Source organism: Kitasatospora sp. NPDC088548 (genome assembly GCF_044753005.1).
GTDB lineage: Bacteria > Actinomycetota > Actinomycetes > Streptomycetales > Streptomycetaceae > Kitasatospora.
This window is the reverse complement of the sequence record NZ_JBIVMI010000025.1, coordinates 26,431-44,331: the sequence shown is the minus strand read 5'-3', so window position 1 is coordinate 44,331 and position 17,901 is coordinate 26,431. Positions and strand designations below refer to the sequence as shown.

At 73.5% G+C, this 17,901-nt stretch carries 20 protein-coding genes, 1 pseudogene and 1 riboswitch; of the genes and pseudogenes, 6 read left to right on the top strand and 15 right to left on the bottom strand.

Going from position 1 to position 17,901, the window contains the following annotated elements; translation table 11 throughout:
• Positions 1-8: 8 nt before the first annotated feature.
• On the bottom strand, positions 9-1,589 hold the full coding sequence (locus tag ACIP82_RS27700) for a recombinase family protein (RefSeq protein ID WP_400657175.1): 1,581 nt from the start codon (positions 1,587-1,589) through the stop codon (positions 9-11).
• 36 nt (positions 1,590-1,625) lie between these two features.
• Between ACIP82_RS27700 and ACIP82_RS27695 the strand changes: the two are divergent.
• The 3 genes and pseudogenes from ACIP82_RS27695 to ACIP82_RS27685 all read left to right on the top strand — a co-directional run.
• A pseudogene (locus tag ACIP82_RS27695) lies at positions 1,626-2,645 on the top strand (thiamine pyrophosphate-dependent enzyme); the annotation flags it as partial.
• 119 nt (positions 2,646-2,764) lie between these two features.
• Entirely contained in the window at positions 2,765-3,400 is a 636-nt protein-coding gene (locus ACIP82_RS27690) for an XRE family transcriptional regulator (protein WP_363611017.1), read from the top strand.
• A gap of 32 nt (positions 3,401-3,432) precedes the next feature.
• The gene (locus tag ACIP82_RS27685) at positions 3,433-3,642 is read left to right on the top strand and encodes a DUF6126 family protein (protein WP_400657174.1); all 210 of its coding nucleotides are present in this window, start codon (positions 3,433-3,435) and stop codon (positions 3,640-3,642) included.
• 8 nt (positions 3,643-3,650) lie between these two features.
• On the opposite strand, the gene ACIP82_RS27680 is transcribed toward ACIP82_RS27685, so the two are convergent.
• From ACIP82_RS27680 to ACIP82_RS27670, 3 genes are all read right to left on the bottom strand, one after another.
• Positions 3,651-4,238 (bottom strand): NADPH-dependent F420 reductase, encoded by a 588-nt coding sequence (locus ACIP82_RS27680; protein WP_400657172.1) that lies wholly within the window; start codon positions 4,236-4,238, stop codon positions 3,651-3,653.
• Between the two features lie 62 nt (positions 4,239-4,300).
• Complete coding sequence (locus ACIP82_RS27675; RefSeq protein WP_400657170.1) at positions 4,301-5,743, bottom strand: PLP-dependent aminotransferase family protein; 1,443 nt, start codon at positions 5,741-5,743, stop codon at positions 4,301-4,303.
• Between the two features lie 127 nt (positions 5,744-5,870).
• Complete coding sequence (locus tag ACIP82_RS27670) at positions 5,871-6,500, bottom strand: maleylpyruvate isomerase N-terminal domain-containing protein (protein ID WP_400657168.1); 630 nt, start codon at positions 6,498-6,500, stop codon at positions 5,871-5,873.
• An 88-nt stretch (positions 6,501-6,588) separates the two neighbouring features.
• Here ACIP82_RS27670 and ACIP82_RS27665 point away from each other — a divergent pair, with 88 nt between their 5' ends.
• The gene (locus ACIP82_RS27665) at positions 6,589-7,290 is read left to right on the top strand and encodes an alpha/beta fold hydrolase (protein WP_400657166.1); all 702 of its coding nucleotides are present in this window, start codon (positions 6,589-6,591) and stop codon (positions 7,288-7,290) included.
• A gap of 70 nt (positions 7,291-7,360) precedes the next feature.
• On the opposite strand, the gene ACIP82_RS27660 is transcribed toward ACIP82_RS27665, so the two are convergent.
• Positions 7,361-8,152 (bottom strand): NRDE family protein, encoded by a 792-nt coding sequence (locus tag ACIP82_RS27660; RefSeq protein WP_363611005.1) that lies wholly within the window; start codon positions 8,150-8,152, stop codon positions 7,361-7,363.
• Positions 8,153-8,400: 248 nt separating this feature from the next.
• Between ACIP82_RS27660 and ACIP82_RS27655 the strand changes: the two genes are divergently transcribed.
• Positions 8,401-8,874, top strand: coding sequence for a carboxymuconolactone decarboxylase family protein (locus tag ACIP82_RS27655; RefSeq protein WP_363611003.1), 474 nt, complete (start codon positions 8,401-8,403; stop codon positions 8,872-8,874).
• Between the two features lie 18 nt (positions 8,875-8,892).
• A complete protein-coding gene (locus tag ACIP82_RS27650) occupies positions 8,893-9,705 on the top strand; it encodes an isocitrate lyase/phosphoenolpyruvate mutase family protein (RefSeq protein ID WP_363611001.1) in 813 nt (270 codons plus the stop codon).
• A 58-nt stretch (positions 9,706-9,763) separates the two neighbouring features.
• Here ACIP82_RS27650 and ACIP82_RS27645 read toward each other — a convergent pair whose 3' ends face one another.
• The 10 genes from ACIP82_RS27645 to ACIP82_RS27600 all read right to left on the bottom strand — a co-directional run bounded on the left by ACIP82_RS27645 (position 9,764) and on the right by ACIP82_RS27600 (position 17,485).
• Complete coding sequence (locus tag ACIP82_RS27645; RefSeq protein WP_363610999.1) at positions 9,764-10,015, bottom strand: hypothetical protein; 252 nt, start codon at positions 10,013-10,015, stop codon at positions 9,764-9,766.
• A gap of 110 nt (positions 10,016-10,125) precedes the next feature.
• On the bottom strand, positions 10,126-11,232 hold the full coding sequence (locus tag ACIP82_RS27640) for a cytochrome P450 (protein ID WP_363610997.1): 1,107 nt from the start codon (positions 11,230-11,232) through the stop codon (positions 10,126-10,128).
• On the bottom strand, positions 11,196-12,680 hold the full coding sequence (locus ACIP82_RS27635) for a cytochrome P450 (protein WP_363610995.1): 1,485 nt from the start codon (positions 12,678-12,680) through the stop codon (positions 11,196-11,198). Before ACIP82_RS27635 ends, ACIP82_RS27640 begins: the two co-directional genes overlap by 37 nt.
• Positions 12,677-13,303 (bottom strand): ATP/GTP-binding protein, encoded by a 627-nt coding sequence (locus ACIP82_RS27630; RefSeq protein WP_363610993.1) that lies wholly within the window; start codon positions 13,301-13,303, stop codon positions 12,677-12,679. Before ACIP82_RS27630 ends, ACIP82_RS27635 begins: the two co-directional genes overlap by 4 nt.
• Positions 13,281-13,628, bottom strand: a complete 348-nt coding sequence (locus ACIP82_RS27625; RefSeq protein ID WP_363610991.1) for a DUF742 domain-containing protein — start codon at positions 13,626-13,628, stop codon at positions 13,281-13,283. The genes ACIP82_RS27630 and ACIP82_RS27625 overlap by 23 nt, the downstream gene beginning before the upstream one ends.
• A complete protein-coding gene (locus ACIP82_RS27620; protein ID WP_363610989.1) occupies positions 13,625-14,038 on the bottom strand; it encodes a roadblock/LC7 domain-containing protein in 414 nt (137 codons plus the stop codon). Before ACIP82_RS27620 ends, ACIP82_RS27625 begins: the two co-directional genes overlap by 4 nt.
• Entirely contained in the window at positions 14,022-15,329 is a 1,308-nt protein-coding gene (locus ACIP82_RS27615; protein ID WP_400657313.1) for a sensor histidine kinase, read from the bottom strand. The genes ACIP82_RS27620 and ACIP82_RS27615 overlap by 17 nt, the downstream gene beginning before the upstream one ends.
• A gap of 276 nt (positions 15,330-15,605) precedes the next feature.
• Entirely contained in the window at positions 15,606-16,175 is a 570-nt protein-coding gene (locus ACIP82_RS27610) for a TetR/AcrR family transcriptional regulator (protein WP_400657159.1), read from the bottom strand.
• Between the two features lie 58 nt (positions 16,176-16,233).
• Complete coding sequence (locus tag ACIP82_RS27605; protein WP_363610985.1) at positions 16,234-17,061, bottom strand: alpha/beta hydrolase; 828 nt, start codon at positions 17,059-17,061, stop codon at positions 16,234-16,236.
• Between the two features lie 133 nt (positions 17,062-17,194).
• Positions 17,195-17,485, bottom strand: coding sequence for a YiaA/YiaB family inner membrane protein (locus ACIP82_RS27600; protein ID WP_363610983.1), 291 nt, complete (start codon positions 17,483-17,485; stop codon positions 17,195-17,197).
• 245 nt (positions 17,486-17,730) lie between these two features.
• Positions 17,731-17,889: riboswitch (cyclic di-AMP (ydaO/yuaA leader) on the top strand.
• The last annotated feature ends 12 nt before the right edge of the window (positions 17,890-17,901 follow it).

Here is a 17,901-nt window from a genome sequence, read left to right as displayed (position 1 = left end):
AGAGAGTGTTACGCGAGCTGTTCCTCTCGCTCAACGGCTGCAAGTGCCGCTGCTTCGGGGTCCGTGAACACCCCGATGTCGAACGACAGGCGGCGAGTCACGTCCCGGCTTCCTCGGGTCGTCTCTCCAACCTCTATTCGTACTCCGACCTGCCGGAGGAGGTCCCGCTTGCCTTCCGTGTCCTCGCTGCGCCACAGCTTCGCGTAGGTCTCGCCGGTGGCGATGACCTCCGTCCTCGGCGGGATGACAGGTGCAGCGGAAAGCCTGTCAAGCCTGTCGGACCGGGCCTGAAGCTGCCGTGCGACTGCCGCAGCGGCGGTGCCGCGCAATCCGACCAGTTGAGCCGACAGCTCCTCCACGTCTGCTGTCAGTTCCTCGATTTCGGCGTTGTGGTCCTGTCCGGGTATTGCAATGATCTGGAACACCTCCTTTTCTCCGAATGCTGTAAGGAACTGGTCCTCCGCGTAGCGATCCACGGCGTCGGCGATCACATATGCAGGCTTTCGGCATGACTTGCCGTGTGCCCTTGCCGCGCAGCGGTATTGGCGCTTTGGCTCTTTGCGGTTCGGGCCTGGCGAAAGCCAGCCTTGGTAAAGTCGTCCGCCGCAGACTCCGCAATGAAGAATTCCCAGGAGCGGGTGTGCGTCGGATCGCCTCTCCGGGGCCGTTCCGGCAGTCTCGTCGAGCTTGTTTTGCAGTCGGTTGAAAGCTTCGATCGGAATCAGGGCGTCGCCCCTGACCACGTATTCGCCATTCTCATCTCGCACGACCTTGCCATTGTGCGTGAACCGGCCGGTGAGATGCTGGTTCCTGAGATAGTCGGTGACCATTCCGGGGTTCCAGCGCGCATCGGGGTCGATTTCTCGCCCGGCAAGCCTGCGCCGGTGGTTTGCCGGAGTTACGGCCGGGTGATTCTTGTTCACCCAGTCGGATATCGCGTGGCGGCTCTTGTCGTTGAGTGCCATATCCACCATGTGGTCGCCGATTTCTGCGGTGTTCCACATTGGGTCATCCGATTCATCGTTGAGGCCAAGCCACCATCCCTCATCCTCGGTCGGGTGAGGAACCGGCCTCGCGTGGAAGGGGACCGGCCCGCCGGACCAGCGGCCGACCGAGCGCAGGAACTCGGATGCCCCGGTCGTGCGCTCCTTGATGGCCTCCGCCTCCATCTGGGCAGCGAAGGCGAGCACCATCATGATCAGCTCGGACATGGGGGAGCCGAAGTCCAGCTCAAGCCGGGCGCTCCCGGGCCCCTCGGCGAAGATGAGCCGCTTCTTGTGGTCCTTGGCCCACTGGCCAAGCTGGGCCATGTCCGCCATCTTGCGGACGGCCCGGTCCAGACGCCACCAGGCGATTACGTCGAACTCGTCGGGGCGACGCATCCACTCGCCCAGCTCCGGCCGCTCGTGCGGCGGGACCTTTGAGGCCGACACATCCATGTCGCGGGCCCACCCGACGACGTGTCCGCCAATGTCGGCGGCCACGCGCTCTACCGCTGCCTCCTGACGCTCAGGGGAAGTGCTGTTGTCCCGGTACCGGCTGAGTCGGGTAGCGCCGAGGACGCGCGGTCCCCTTTGTGCAGGTATCACTCTGTGCTCTTGCCTCTCTCGTACGTACGCACCTTAGTCCGGTACGACAACCCGTACGACGTCGGCATGAGCGGCCTGCTCGGCTACGGCTCCTGCCACGACGCGCTGCACTCCGCCGACCTGGTGCTGCTGCTCGGCACCGACTTCCCGTACGACTCCTTCCTCCCGCAGGCCCGCACCGTCCAGGTGGACCACGATGCCACCCGGCTGGGCCGCCGCACCCCGCTCGAACTCGCCGTCCACGGGGACGTCTCGGCCACCCTGCGGGCCGTCCTGCCGCTGCTGGAGCCCAAGGACGACCGGAGCTTCCTGGACGAGCTGCTGCGCAAGCACTGCCGCGCCCTGGAGGACGTGGTCGGTGCCTACACCCGGGACATCGAGAAGCACCTGCCCATCCACCCCGAGTACGTGGCCTCGGTGCTGGACGAGGTGGCCGCCGACGACGCGGTGTTCACCGTGGACACCGGGATGAACAACGTCTGGGCCGCCCGCTACCTCCAGCCCAACGGGCGCCGCCGGGTGATCGGCTCGTTCCTGCACGGTTCGATGGCCAACGCGCTGCCGCACGCGATCGGCGCCCAGCTCGCCTGCCCGGGGCGGCAGGTGGTCTCGATGTCCGGCGACGGCGGCCTCTCCATGCTGCTCGGCGAGCTGCTCACGGTGGTCAAGCACCGGCTGCCGGTGAAGACCGTGGTCTTCAACAACGGCGCACTCGGCATGATCAAGCTGGAGATGCTGGTCTCCGGCTACCCAGAGTCGGAGATCGACAACGGCGATGTGGACTACGCCGGGATCGCCCGGGCGATCGGCATCCCGGCGAAGCGGGTCACCGACCCGGCGCGGGTCCGGGAGGTGCTGACGGAGGCGCTGGAGCGCCCGGGGCCGGCCCTGGTGGACGTGGTCACCGACCCGAACGCGCTGTCCATCCCGCCGGCGATCACCGCCGCCCAGCTGAAGGGGTTCGCGCTGGCGGCCGGTCGGACGGTGCTCTCCGGCGGGGTCGGGCGCATGATCGATCTGGCCCGCAGCAACCTGCGCAACATTCCGCGGCCGTAGCGCCCGAGGATCTTTCCCGGCCGTCCCGGGGTACCCGGGCCACCGGGGCGGCTCTCGGGGAGGTTTGCCTCTGAGGCAAGTTTCTTGCCCCTGCGGCACGGCGGGTGTCCACTGGTCACATGACCACCAGCCCGACCGGCCACTCCACCCCTGGCGAGCAGCTCGACGACCAGGAGGTGGCCGGCCTTGCCGCCAGGCTGCGGGAGCACCGGCTCAGCAGCCGCCTCACGCTGGAGGTCGCCGCCGGCCGGATCGGTCTCTCACCAGCCTATCTGTCCCGACTGGAGACCGGCAGGCGGCAGCCCTCGCTGCCCGTCCTGCTCGGTCTCGCCCGGGCCTACGGAACCTCCGTCTCCGGACTTCTCGGCGAGGCCATGGTCGAGCCGGACCCGGTGGTGCGCGGCGGCGTGATCGAACCCGGCCGCGCGGGCGGCTGGGGCTACCGCCGGGCCGGCGCGCCCGGCCGGGCGATGCAGGCGCTGCGGGTCCATGTCCCCCCGGGCGTCCAGGACACCGTCGTCCGGGTGCACCCCGGCGAGGAGTGGCTGTACGTCCTTCAGGGCCGGCTGAAGCTGACCCTCGGCGACCGCGTCCACCTGCTCGCGGAGGGCGACTCCGCGCACTTCGACTCGCTCACCCCGCACTGCATCGCCGCCGACTCGGCGGACGGGGTGGAGCTGCTTTTCGTGCACACCCTGCTGCAGAGCCCCGGCGGCGAACTCTGCCTCGGCGGCGGCCCTGTAGCACCGCACTGACCCACCGTCAGAAATCTTGGAGGAGATCTCCCATGGCTGATCCCACCACCACCGCAGCCACCGCAGCGGCCACCGCGGCCGTCGCCGACCCCGCCGCGCCGGCCGTCGCGCCGAAGACCGTCGACGCCGGCAAGTGGGCCAACCGCCGCGTCGGCATCCGGGTGCTGATCTACATGGTCGCCACCCACGCCTTCGCGGGCTTCATCATGCTGCTGTTCGAGCTGGGCAACCGGAACAAGTAGCCGCGCCCTCAACCGGAGACGATGCGCCACCCCAGATGGCGTCCGCCGCCCCGGACCTGCGTCAGCCGGTACCAGAGGCGCAGCGAGGCATCGAGGTCGTCGTACTGGTCCGGCCCGACGTACGCCGGGCGCAGGCCGACCGCCGTGATCAGCCGCTCGACGGCCGAGCGGTCGGCCTCGGACGAGGAGAACAGCAGGTCGGCGGGCACGCCGTCGAACAGCGGGCGGTCGAACAGCTCCACCCCGACATTGCTGAACGCCCGCGCGTAGCGGGCGCCGGGGGCCAGCCGGGCCACGGTGTCCGCGCTGTGCAGCACGCCGCCCTCGCCGATCCGGTTGGTGGCGTCGACGACCAGGGCCCCCGCGAGCGCGCCGCCGTGCTCGGTGAGCAGCTCCTCGACGGCCGTGCCCATCACGGCCAGCACCACGGTGCCGGCGCCCGCGAGCGCCTCGGCGATACCGACCGCCCGCACCGGCCCGTCGGGTACGGCGGCCGGGTCGCGCGCGCCGAGGACGACGCCCAGCCCGGCGGCGTGGAACGCCCGGGCGAGGCTGCTGCCGACGCTGCCCGCGCCGATGACGGCGACACCGGTCATGAAGGCCCCCTCCACTGAAGACTCCTGACGTTCGGAAACCCCGATGCCCGCCGTGGAATTCCTCAGGCCAGCCCGCCGGGGGCGGAGGTCCGCACCAGCTCGCAGAGTGCGTCCAGGGCCGCCGGGAACGCGTGCTCGGGCGGGGTCGCGTACCCGACCACCAGGGCGGGCGGGGCGTCCGGGGCCGCCGCCGGGTCGGCCAGGCACCAGGCGAGGCCGGTGAGGGCCAGCCCGGCGGCCTCGGCGCGGGCCAGCAGCTCCGTCTCCGGGACGGACCCGGGCGGCAGCCGCAGGACGGCGTGCAGCCCGGCGGCGATGCCGGTCACCCGGACGTGCGGGGCGCGTTCGGCGAGCACCGCGACCAGCCGGTCCCGGCGGCGCCGGTAGTGCAGCCGGCAGCGGCGGATGTGGCGGTCGTACGTCCCGGAGGTGATCAGCTCGGCGAGGGTGAGCTGGTCCAGCACCGGGGACATGCCGTCCGCCAGCCGCTTCTGCCGGGCCACCGGCTCGACCAGCGCGTCCGGCAGTGCCAGCCAGGCCAGTCGCAGGCCGGGGGCGAGGCTCTTGGCCGCGGTGCCCGCGTACACCACCCGCTCGGGGTCGAGCGCCTGCATCGCGCCGAGCGGCTGCCGGTCGAAGCGGAACTCGCCGTCGTAGTCGTCCTCGATCACGTACCCGTCGTGCTCGCGGGCCCAGGCGACGGCCGCCGCCCGGCGCTCGGGGGCCAGCGGTACGCCGGTCGGGAACTGGTGGGCCGGGGTGAGCAGGACGGCGCTCCACCGGGAGCCCAGCAGGTCGGTCCTGGCGCCCGACTCGTCCAGCGGCAGCGGCGCCGCGGCCAGCCCGGCGGCCCGCAGGACGGCGAGCTGCGGCGGCAGCCCGTACGCCTCGACACCCATCGTGCGGGCGCCGCGCTCGCGCAGGGCGGCGCAGAGCAGGCCGAGGCCCTGGGTGAAGCCGGCGCAGATCAACAGGTGGTCGGGGTCGGTGCGGACCCCACGGACCCGGGCGAGGTAGTCGGCCAGCGCCTCCCGCAGCTCGATCCGGCCGAGCGGGCTGCCGTATCCGAACGCCTCGTGCGGTGCGGTGGCGAGCGCCCGCCGGGTGGCCGTCAGCCAGGCGCCGCGCGGGAAGAGCGAGACGTCCGGCCGCCCGGGCAGCAGGTCGTGCCGGGCGGGGCGGCGGTCCTGCCGGGCGCCCGCCGTCCGGTGGCCGGGGCGCGGGGCGGCCCGCTCGGCCACCGTGGTGCCCGAGCCCTGCCGCGAGGTGAGCCACCCCTCGGCGCTGAGCTGCCCGTACGCCTCGACCACGGTGTTCCGGGCGATCCCCAGGTCCTCGCCGAGCGCCCGCGAGGACGGCAGCCGCGTCCCGGGCGCCAGCCGTCCGTCCTGCACGGCCTCCCGCAGCGCCTCCTCCAGCGCCGCCCGCAGGCCGGCTCCGGCGGCCCGCCGCTCGGTGAGGTCGAGGTGCAGATCGCCGCCGAAGGCGGTCCAGGAGGTGGTCATGGGGGCCGTTCCGTGCGGGCGTGCTGTCCGTACGGGAATTATCGTTCCTCCCGCGGCCGCCGGCCGCCGGCGCCGGGCAGCCGGTCCGGCGCGGGCCTCAGCGGATTTCGGCGGATTTCGGCGGACCTCAGCGGACGACCGGGAGGACCGGGGTGTCCGTGCGGCCGGTGGCGGCCTCGATGAAGGCGACCGGGTCGGCCACTTCGGCGAGCAGGGTACGGGTGGCGTGCAGGGCGGCGGTGGCCGGGGGCGGGCCGCCGATCGCGGCGATCAGGTCGAGCAGGTGGACGGTCGCCTCCATCACCGCCACCTCGCGGAGCGCGCCGATCGTCACCGCGCCGAGCAGCGGGTGGGCGATCACGGTGGCGGGTGGCAGGTCGGCGATCGCGGCGAGTGCGGCCGGGCCCTCGGTGGCGAACCGGGCCACCAGCGCGGCGGGTTCGGTCGCCCCGGCCGTCTGCCGGGCGCTCTCGGCGATCCGTTCCGCCGCGGTGTGCGCCAGCCCGCCGGGCCGGTTGTAGGCGCGCAGGATGCCCGCGCCGCTGTCCACCGCCGCCGGGGCGTCCACCACGGCCCCCCGCAGCTGCGCGAACTGCGCCGGGTCGGGCGCCACATGGGCGTACAGGTCCTGCACCGACCACCCGGGCAGACGGGTCGGCCGGCCCCACCCCTGGGGGTCCAGTGCCGCGCCGCGCTCGGCCCAGGATTCCCACAACCCGGTCAGCAGTGCCAGGTCGTGGTCGATGTGATGGGGCATCCGGTACTCCTTCGGGCCGGTGTCACTGATCTCGGCCCACCGTAACGGGCCGGGGCCGGGGCCTGGGCGCGGGGACTAGGGTGCGGCCATGGCGAACTATGTACTCGTGGCAGGCGCGTGGCTCGGAGCGTGGGCGTGGGACGAGGTGGCGGCCGACCTGCGCGCGGCCGGGCACACCGTCCATTCGCTGACGCTGTCCGGCCTCGCGGAGAGGCGCGGCGGGGCGGCCGGGCAGCAGGCCCATGTGCGGGACATCGTCGACGAGGTCGAGCGGCTCGACCTGCGGGGCGTCGTCCTGGTCGGGCACAGCTACTCGGGCATCCCGGTCGGGCAGGCCGCCGAGCGGATCGGCGACCGGCTGGCGCAGGTGGTGTTCGTCGACGCCAACGTGCCCGCGGACGGCGAGTCGTTCGTCTCGGGCTGGCCGGACGGCCGGGCCGAGGTGGAGGCGTCGATCGCCGCGAACGGCGGCTTCTGGGCGCCCCTGACCGCGCCCGACTACGCGGGCCAGGGCCTCACCGCCGAGCAGATCGGACGGATCGTGGCCGGTTCGACCCCGCATCCGGGCGCCACGCTCACCGAGCCGGCCGTCCTGGCGGGCCCGCTCACCGCGCTGCCGGCGACGTACGTCAAGTGCCTGCTCGACGGCGCCGAGCCGAACCCCGACGTGGCCGAGCTGCTGAAGAGCGCGCACTGGCGGCTGGTCGAGCTGGACACCGGTCACTGGCCGATGTTCTCCGGGCCGCGTGAACTGGCCCGTCTCCTGGGTGGGTTGGCGGCGGAGGAGTAGTGGTCGGACCGGCAGGCGCACCGCGCTGCCGCCGCCGGACGTGTCACCGCCGGACGCGCCGCCCGGTGGGTCACCCGTCCAGGGGGATCCGGCGCCAGGCGCCGCCGTCCGGTACCGGGGCCGGGCCGAAGTCGTACCGCACGCCGCCCGGTCCGAAGGCGAGCAGGGAGATCGAGGACGAGCCCCAGATCCGCCCGTCGCCGAACTCGCGGCGCTGGACGAGGGCGGCCGGATCGTCCAGTGGCAGGCCGTCGCCGGAGACGACCGGCAGCCACGCACCCCATGCCGCCCCGGTGGACCCTTCGCCCGGTTCGGGCCGCACCGCGGCCTCGAACCGGGCCCGGAAGCGGGCGGCCCGGGCGGCCATCAGGGTGCGGATCAGCTCCGAGGTGGTGCGGCTCTCCGCCTCCCCCTCCAGCCCGTCGTTGAGCACCACGTTCAGGCCGGCCGGCAGTTCGCGGTCCTCCAGCCCGGTGCCGCCCCAGCTGAGCACACGGGCGCCGGCCGACCGGACGAGGACCAGGTGGAACGGGTCGTACCGGGCCAGGTCGAGCCGGTCGAGGCCGTCCTCCCGGACGGCGATCAGGGGCAGCTTCCCGCGCGACAGGCGGGCCCGCGCCGGGGCCGGCGCGCCGAAGCCGTTCAGCAGGCAGGCCGCGGCCGCCGGCCGGTCCGGGGCGCCCGGGTCGACCGCGAGCCAGGTGCCGCCCGCCGCGAGGTCCAGGCCGCCGACCAGCGACGGCCGCGCGGGCCAGTGGCGGTCCGGCGGCAGCCACCGCCGGCCGGCGTACTCGTCCCGTACGGAGAGCAGCAGGACCGGCACGGCCGACGACGGCTCGATGCTGACGAACGCCGTACACATGGACCGGCCCCCTGCCCTGGACTCCGGGCGGTCGGCGGTGCCGCCCTGCCTGCGATCCTCGCACGCCCGTTCGTCGTTCGGACCGGTCTGTACCCTCCCTTTTCCGGGGCCGCCGTGCCACACTCGGCCGGACCGGGAAGCGTCGGCCGGATCCGGTCGGGCGGCCCGGGGCCGACCCCAAGTGGCCCGAGGTTTCGTGGTTCAAATGAACCAGGGATGTGGTCCACTCCGCCCCTAGGCTGGTGGCCATGACGACGAACGAGAACGCCACCGTCCCCGCCCCCGAGCAGCGGCTCTCCCTGCCCGACCTCGCCCCGGACTTCTACCGGGCGATGGCCGGTCTGGAGCGCGCCTCCCGGCAGGGCGTCGACCCGAAGCTGGCCGAGCTGGTCAAGGTGCACGCCTCGATGATCAACGGCTGCGCCTTCTGCATCGACATGCACTCCACCGACGCGGTGAAGAACGGTGAGCAGGACCACCGGCTGCTCTCCCTCCCGGCCTGGCGGGAGACCCCCTGGTTCACCGCCAGGGAGCGGGCCGCGCTGGCGCTCACCGAGTCGGTCACGCTGCTGACCCAGGGTCATGTGCCGGACGCCGTCTACCAGGAGGCCGCCGCGCAGTTCGAGCAGGCCGAGCTGGCCCAGCTGATCGCGCTGATCGTCACCATCAACGCCTGGAACCGGATCGGCGTCACCTCCCGCCTCAGCCCGGCCGCCAAGTAGGCCGGGGGAGCAGCGGACATGACGACGAACCAGCAGGAGAAGGCCCGGCTCCTCCACACCCTGCACCGCCCCGGCGAGCCCCTGGTGCTCGCCAATGTGTGGGACGCGGCCGGCGCCAGGCTGGTCGCCGCCGCCGGGGCGACGGCCGTCGCGACGGCCAGCGCGAGCGTCTCCTGGGCGCTCGGCTACGCGGACGGCGAGGCGGCGGACCGGGACGAGGTGCTCGCCCAGACCGCGCTGATCGTCCGCTCGGTGGAGCTGCCGGTCACGGCTGACCTGGAGAGCGGTTTCGCGGCGACGGCGGCCGGGGTCGGCGAGACGATCACCGCGCTGCTCGCCACCGGCGCGGTCGGCGTCAACCTGGAGGACGGGGACCGGACCGCCGCCGAGGCGGCCGAGCGGATCGCGGCGGCCCGGGCGGCGGCCGACGCGGCCGGTGTGCACCTGTTCGTCAACGGCCGCACCGATGTGTTCCTGCACGGGATCGGCGACCCGGCCGGCCGGCTGGACGAGGCGGTCCGCCGCCTGCGCGCCTACGTCGAGGCGGGGGCGGACGGGGTGTTCGTGCCCGGTGTCGCCGACCCGGAGACGATCGCCGCCCTGGTCGCGGCCGTCCCCGCACCGCTGAACGTCGTCGCGGGACCGGGCTCGCCGTCCGTGCCGGAGCTGGCGAAGCTCGGCGTGGCCCGGGTCAGCCTCGGGCCGGGCCTGGCCAGGGTGGCGTACGCGGCGGTGCGCCGCGCCGCCGAGGAGGTGTACGCGAGCGGCACGTACGGCGCCCTCGACGGCGGGCTCACCTACCAGGAGCTGAACGCCCTCGCCGAGGGCTGAGCGGCACCGCGGGCGAGGGCGGCGGCGAGGGCGCCGCGCGGGGGAGGGGGCGCCGGCCTCAGCCGATCTGCCCGCTGAGGCCGGGGTGGGACATCTGGTTGGTGCCGATGGCCTCCACCTCCTGCGCCGCGTGGCCGACCAGCGGGAGCTTGCCCGCCTCGCGGAGGACGAGGTCGCCGGGGGAGAGGTCGAGGCCGCTGGACAGGCCGTCGAGGGCGTCCGCGGACGTCGCGGAGGCCGCGGACGCGGCCGGGGTGGCCAGGGCGAGGCCCGCCATGGTGAGGGCGGCCAGGGTCGCGAGTTTCTTCATGAAACGCCAACGACCCCGGCCGCCCTCAGGTCACCCGGTTCACCCCACCGCGTGGGCACCCGGGCGCACGCCGGTCGCCCGGTGCGGGCGGCTCCGCCGGCTCCGACGGCTCAGACCGTGACGCGCAGCGTCCGCACACTGTTGCTGACGAACGAGCCGATGGGCTCCGGCGCCGTCCCCTCCACCAGGGCCAGCCCGGGGAAACGGCCGAACAGCGACCGCAGCGCGGTCTCCGCCTCCAGCCGGGCGAGGCCCGAACCGAGGCAGAAGTGCGGACCGTGGCCGAGCGAGAGGTGCCGGTTCGGCTGCCGGGTGATGTCGAAGCGGTCGGCGTCCTCGTAGTGCCCGGCGTCCCGGCCGGCGGCCGCGTACGAGGCGAGCAGCGCCTCGCCGCGCCGGATCACCACGTCGCCGACGACGATGTCCTCGATCGCGTAGCGCAGCGGGAACTGCCCGACCGGCGAGTCGTACCGCAGCGTCTCCTCGACCACCGCGGACCAGGGCTGCTCGCCGTCCAGCACCAGCCGCAGCTGCTCGGGGTTGGCGAGCAGGGCGCGGACGGCGTTGGTGATCAGGTTGAGCGTGGTCTCGTGCCCGGCCACCAGCATCAGCAGCAGGGTGCCCACCAGCTCGCGCTCGCTGAGCCGGTCGTCGGACTCCCGGGCGGCGATCAGGTCGGTGGTGAGGTCGTCGCCGGGCCGGGCGCGCTTGGCCTCGACCAGCCCGGCGAGCAGCGCCTGGAGGCCCTGCTGGGCGGCGACGGCGGCGGCGGGGGTCGCCGAGCTGGAGACCATGGTGTCGGACAGCTCGTGCAGCTCGTCCTGCTGCTTCGGCGGCAGGCCCAGCAGCTCGCCGATGACCTGCATCGGCAGCGGGTAGGCGAAGTGCTCGCGCAGGTCGAAGTCGCCTTCCAGAAGGGCGACCTGGTCGAGCAGCGCGGTGGTCCTGGCCTCGACGGCGGGCTGGAGCTCGGCGATCCGGCGCGGGGTGAACGCCTGGCTGACCAGGCCGCGCAGCCGCCGGTGGTCCTCGCCGTCGGCGGTGACCATGCCCGGCACGGTGACGAAGTTCAGCAGTGGCCAGCCCTGGGGCAGGCGGTTCTCGGTGAAGGTGCTCCAGAGCTGCGGGTTCTTGCCGACGCGCGGGTCGGCGAGCAGTTCCTGGAGGGTGTCGTGGTGGGTTATCGCCCAGACCACCACCCCGCCAGGGAGTTCCACCAGGACCGCCGGGCCGGCTTCCCGGAGTCGGGCGTTCTCGCCGTGCTGGTCGCGTCCGAAGGGGTCGAGTCTGACGGGCTGGCGGTCGTCGGCGGTGTCCATGCGGGCCTCTCGGGGGCTGGCGGGCGGGGCGGGGTGAAGGCGCTGTAGAGCACCGGCAGGCTGACCAGGGCGCGCGACCAGGGGGACGGCCGCCAGGACAGTTCTCCTGCGGGGACGGCGAGCTGGAGATCCGGCAGGCGGTGCAGCAGGGTCTCGACGGCGGTCTCGACGATGATCCGGGCCGGCTGCTGGGCGGGGCAGACGTGCTTGCCGGCGCCCCACGCCAGATGGGCCCGGTTGCCGCCGAGGGCGCCGTGCACGCTGGACGCGTTGCCCTGGGCGGCCGGATCGGCGTTGGCCGCGGCCAGGCCGAGGACGAGCATGTCGCCCTCGCTGATGTACTGGCCGCCGAGGACGGTGTCGCCGGTCGCCCACCGGCCGGGGAAGTTCTGCGTCGGCGGGTCGCGCCACAGCACCTCCTCCAGCGCGTCGGCGACGGTGAGCCGGCCGCCGGTGAGGGTGGCCCGGAAGCGGCGGTCGGTGAGCAGCAGCCGCAGCGTGTTGCCGGTCCAGTTGATGGCGGTCTCGTTGCCCGCGACCAGGATCACCACCAGGTGGTGCACGGCCTCCTCGTCGGTCAGCGCGGCCGGGTGGGCCAGCAGCCAGGAGGTGAGGTCGGCGCCGGGTGTGGCGCGGCGGCGCCGGACCAGGTCGACCAGGAGCGCCTGGAACTCCGCGTTGGCCCGCACCGAGTCCCTGCTGCTGTCCACGAAGTGGCTGATCAGCTCGATGAGATGGGGGCCGGCCTCGGCGGGCAGGCCGAGCAGCTGGGTGAAGACCAGCAGCGGCAGCCGGCGGGCGTACTGGGCGATCAGGTCGGCGGTGCCGTCCGGTCCCCAGCTGTCGATCAGGGCGTTGGCGGCGGCCTCGGTGGTCTCGCGCAGCTGGCGGTGGTCGATCTGGGCGAGGGTGTCGGCGACGGCGGCCCGCAGCCGCTGGTGCTCGGCGCCGTCCAGGTTGAGCAGGGTGGGCCGCCACGAGGTCATCGGCAGCAGCCGTGAGTCGGGGGCGAGCCGGCCCTCGGCGGGGACCTTCCAGCGGCGCGAGTCCTTGGAGAACAGCGCTTCGTTGCGGGTGAGTTCGAGCAGCTCGGCGTAGCCGATCACCAGCCAGGCCTCGACCCCGGGCTCCAGCTCGATCGGCGCGACCGGGCCGTACCGGGCGCGCATCCGGGAGTAGTGGCCGTGCGGGTCGTCGGCGACGGCGGCGCCGTACAGCGGGGTGGGCGGGACTCCCGCGGGGATGCCGCCGCCCCCCGCGACGTGCATCGGGCAGCCCGGCGGGGGCCCGGCCTGCGAAGGCCCGGGGGAGGCCGGAACGGCCCTGCCGGGATCGGGAGTCGTCATCGCTGGAGCTCCAGTACGGCGGTGGAGTGCAGATGGTCGACGAAGTCGATCAGCAGGTCGTAGGCGGCCCGCCGGTCGCGTGCGTCGCAGTACAGGATCGGCACCTCGGGCAGCAGGTCGAGGGCGGAGCGCAGCTCGTCCTCGGGGTAACTCGGCGTGCCAGGGAAGGTGTTGACCGCCACCGCGAACGGGATGCGCTGCTCCTCCAGCCGGCCGAGCACGTCGAAGCTCTCGTCCGGGCGGCGCAGGTCGACCATGGCGATGGCGCCGAGCGCGCCGCGCGACAGGTCGTCCCAGAGCGGCCAGAACCGCTGCTGCCCGGGGGTGCCGAAGAGGTACAGGGCGAGCCGGGCGTTGAGCGTGATCCGGCCGAAGTCCAGGGCGACGGTGGTGGTGGTCTTGTCGCCGCGCCCGGTGAGGTCGTCGATGCCGCTGCTGGCGGCCGTCATGGTCTCCTCGGTGCGCAGCGGGGTGATCTCACTGAGCGAGCCGACCAGGGTGGTCTTGCCCACCCCGAACGGGCCGGTGACCAGGATCTTCACCGCGCCCTGGACCGAGGACGGCAGGTACTGCGGCTCGGCGGGCAGGTCGGCCGGGGCTTCAGCGGAGTTGGCGGAGGCCAACGAGCACCTCTTCCAGAAGGGTTGTGGGCAGGCGTTCGGCCTGCGGTACGGGTGGGAGCACCTGGACGGCGCCGAGGTCCCAGAGGTCGCCGACCAGCACCTTGACGACGCCGAGCGGCAGGGCGAGGTGGGCGGCGACCTCGGCGACCGAGAGCAGTCTGCGGCAGAGGTCCAGGATGCGCTGGTGCTCGCGGTTGAGCAGCGCGTCCTCGGGGAGTTCGGGTCGGTCGGGTAACGCGCTGACCAGGCTCTCGATGGCGAGTGCGGCCCGGGTGGGCCGGCTGCGGCCACCGGTGATCACATAGGGCCGGACCGGCCCGCTCACCGCTGTCCCCCCGCCGCGTGGTCGACGCGCGGTGGGCTGGTGAGGTGGCTGCCGATCCGTTCGACCAGGACCTGCATCTGGTAGGCGACCAGACCGGCGTCCACGGCCTCGCCGGTCACCACGGCCAGATGGGCGCCGGCTCCGGCGGCGACGATGAAGAGGTACCCGCCGCCGTACTCGATGATGATCTGGCGGGTGGCGCTGCCCTGGCCGCCGAAGCCCTGGGCGACCCCGCGGGCCAGGGACTGCAGGCCCGAGCAGGCGGCGGCGAGCCGCTCGGCGTCCTCACGCACGATGCCCGCGCTGCGGCCGATCTCCAGGCCGTCGTTGGACACCACGACGGCGTGCTGGACCTCGGGGACGGAGATGATGTCGGCGAGCAGCCAGCCGAGATCAGGGGTGGTGGTCATGGAACTCTCCGGAGCGCTGGGGAAGTCGGGGGGAAACGGGAAGGGAAGGGTCGGGCTGTGCCTGGGCCTGGACCCGGGCCCGGACCGCCGAGCGGCCGCTGGCGGTGCCGGCCTGGAACATCGCCATGAACGCCTGCGCCTCCCGGGCCGAGCGGTACGGAGGCGTGGGCGGGGGCGTGGGGGCGGTGCCCTGGGCGGTGCGGTTGCCGCGGTCGCGCCGGTGGCTCCGGCGGGGCAGGGGCGGCGGGGTGGGACCGGCCTCGGGGAGCGGACCGGCCGGCGGGGTCTCCAGCAGCGGGTGCCCGGAGCCGTGCACGGACGGGTACGGGTACGGGGGAGGTACGGCCTGGCGGGGGCCGGCCGTGAACGCCCGGTCGTCCGGGCCCAGGCCCGGGACGGTCGGCGGCAGCGGTTCGGTGAGCAGCGCGTTCGGCAGCAGCACCACCACCCGCACCCCGCCGTACGGTGACGGCGCCGAGCTGAGGGTGACCCGGAAGCCGTACTGCTCGGCGAGCCGGCCGACCGCCGCGAGACCCAACTGCGGTACCTCGCCGAGGCGGGAGACCTCCAGCGAGGTGCCGCCGGCCAGGGCGGAGGCCGCCTTGGCGACGGCCTGCTCGGGCATGCCGACGCCGCCGTCGTCGATCTCGACGACGGCGCCGTTGTGCACCGGCATGAGGGTGACGAACACCTGGGTGCTGGGCGGGGAGTAGCGGGTGGCGTTGTCCAGCAGCTCGGCCACGGCGTGGATCAGCGCCTCGGCGGCGGCGCCGACCACGGCGGTCTCGATCCGGCTGCGGACCACCACCCGCTGGAAGGGCAGGATGCGCGACTGGGCGCCGCGCACCACGTCCTCCAGGGAGACGGGCTCGGGCCAGTGCCGTCCGGCCCTGGCGCCGCAGAGGACGGCCAGCGTCTGGGCGAGCCGGGCCTGTTGGGCGGCGGCGTGGTCCGCCTTGAGCAGGCCTTCCAGCAGCGCCGGGTCGTCGTGGGTGCGCTCCATCTCGTCCAGCAGGGCCTGCTGGTCGTGGGCCATGACGAGGATCCGGCGGGCCACGCTGAGGAAGGCCCGCTGGGTGGAGGCGTTGAGCTCCTGCTCCTGCTGGACGGCGGCCAGTTCGGAGCCGCGCCGGGACAGTTCGGCGTCGAGCCGCTCCGTCAGCCGGGCGATGTCGCGCCGCTGCTGGTCGGCGCGGCGGCGCTGGGTGGCGGAGACCGCGCGGTAGCGGGCGGCGGCCACGAGGGCGAGGGCGGCGATTACGCCGGTTGCCGTTGCACACCACTGAGTCATCGTCACGCCGCGAATTCTAGGGTGATGATCCTACGAAGGTGTGAACGGATCTCGCCAAGTGACTGGATCTCGTCAATATCCCGTCAATACGGCGTCAATCAGACGTCCTTCGGGCCCGATCGGCCAGGTGGCGGGCGGTGCGGGGCGGTCGGACGGGACCGGCTGGGCGCGGGCCGGGTACGGGCTGGGCGCGGGCCGGGGCATCGTGCGGGTGCGAACGGGTGGGTCGGGGGTGGCGCGGAGCGGGGGCCGTCCGCCCCCGCGCGGACGGCCCCGTCAGGCCTTCGGCCAGTCGCGGAGGCCGCTGGTGAGGACCGCGATCAGACGGTCCTGGGTGACCGAGAGGTCCTCCGCGAGCTGGAAGCCACCGCCGATGGAGAGCGAGGCGAAGCCATGGGCCACCGAGCGGACGGTGCGGGCGGCGTGGATCGCCTCGGGGCCGTCCAGCCCGTACTCGCGGAGCACCGCGACGATCACCCCGACCAGCCGGCCGGCCGCCCGGGTCAGGTCGTCGTCCGGCCGGGGGGCCTGCGGCAGCGCGTTGTAGCGGTGCGGGTGCTCGGTGGCGTAGGCGTGGTAGGCCCGCAGGACGGCGGCCACCGCGTCGTCGCCGCCGCGGCCGAGGGCGGCCTCGGCGAGGCGGTCGGCCAGTTCCTCGGTGACCCGGACGGCGACCAGCCGGCGCAGCTCGGCGAGGCCGCCGCTGACGTGCTTGTACAGCGAGGGGGTGGCCACGCCGGCCCGGCTGGCGACGGCGGCCAGGGTGAGGGCCTCGGGGCCCTGCTCGTCGATGAGGGCGAGGGCGTGGCCGACGACCTGGTCGGGGGTCAGTCCTACTCGGGGCACGTGCGGTCTCCGGGGGTTCGTGGGGCGGGGCAGGGGCGTGCGGTGCGGGGGCCGGGGCTCAGGAGAGTTCGGCGAGGAAGGGCAGCAGCGCGTCGGCGGTGGCCTGCGGGTGGTCGGCCATCGGGTAGTGCCCGGCGCCCTCGATCATCACCTTGCGGGCCCCGAGCGCGGCCGTCTGCCGGTCGGCGACCAGCTCCGGGTTCGGGAAGTCGGGGTCCTTGGCGCCCATCACGACCAGCGCCGGGCACCGCACCGCGGCGGTCCAGCCGACCGGCGACGAGTCCCCGCGGAGCTGGCCCCGGACGGCGGTCCGGCGGCCGGGCGTGCGCAGCGCGGCGACCAGGCCGTCCACGTAGGCGTCGAAGTCGGCCGGCTTGGCGGTCGGGAACGCCATCTTGCGGTGGTAGAGGCCCCAGGAGGCGGGGACGTAGGTCAGCAGCGGGCCCATCAGGCCGAACACGGCGCGCTGCATCAGGTTCGGCGGCGGGTTCTCGACGAAGGCGTTCAGCAGGACGATCCCGGCGACCCGCTCGGGTGCGTCCCCGGCGGCCTTGACCACGGTGGCGCCGGTGTACGAGTTGCCGGCCAGCACGGCGCTCCGGATGCCGAGGTGGTCGAGCAGGGCGATGACGTCGGTGGCGACCGCGGCGGGCGAGTAGTCGTCCCAGGCGATCGAGGACTCGCCGAAGCCGCGCAGGTCCATGGTGATCACCCGGCGGCCGGCGGCCACCAGCAGCGGTCGCAGGTGCCGGTACGCGGCCCGGCTGTCGAGCATCCCGGGGAGCAGGACGACCGGGGTGCCGTCGCCCCGCCCGGTGTCGTCGAAGGCCAGCCGGCCGCCGGGGACGTCGAGGTACTGGGTGGTGGGGGTGGTGATGCCGGACATCGTGGGTCTCCTCGGGCCGCCGGGGCGTGTCATCGGCGGTGCTGCCGATAGCCATAAAGCTAAGGCTAATAGCCTTAGCCGTCAAGCTATCGATGTGCGACGGCTTCGGAGGTGCCCGTTCCGTGGTGCCCGCTCAGATCCCTTCCACCTTGAACGGGTCGTGCTCGCTGAGCAGCTTCTCCAGCCGGGCCTGGTCCACCCGGGTGACGATCTCGCTGGTCTCCTGCTTGTCCCGGACCACCTTGGCCAGGGTGAACGAGGAGGTGACGGTGTAGAGCAGGCCGAGTCCGAGGAAGGCCCTGGTCCACCCCCCGACCGGGAGGTAGGCGATCCCGATCGCGAGGGCGGCGGCGGACAGGGCGAAGGAGAGCACGGCCTGGACGTGGTACGCGGCCGTGGTGCGGGACTGCATCGGTGCGTTCATGGCGTCAGGATGGCGGCGCCCCGAGCGGACGCACATGAGTAGAACTACTCAAATGGGGGGTCGTTCGTTGACGTCCAATCACGTTCGGTAGTGTCAGTTGTCGTCAATCGTCCCAAAACGCCCATCGGGTCGCGTGGTGCCCGTGCTGTATCCGGTTGTCCCGAACGGATGGCTTGGAATCAGGGGCGCCTAGGATTAACGTTTGATAACGCAGCGCGGTTGTCAACGCCGTACCCAGACGGCACCGTGCGCCGTCGCCTAATCCCGACGACCCGCCCCCGGGCAGGTCAGGGAGCCGGGGAACCACGTTCCTTGGGGTGAATCGGCCGGGCCCAGGCCCAGCCGTAGGAGACCTTCCTGCTCCGAACCCGTCAGCTAACCCGGTAGGCGCGAAGGAAGGAAAGGAGCGCGCCTCC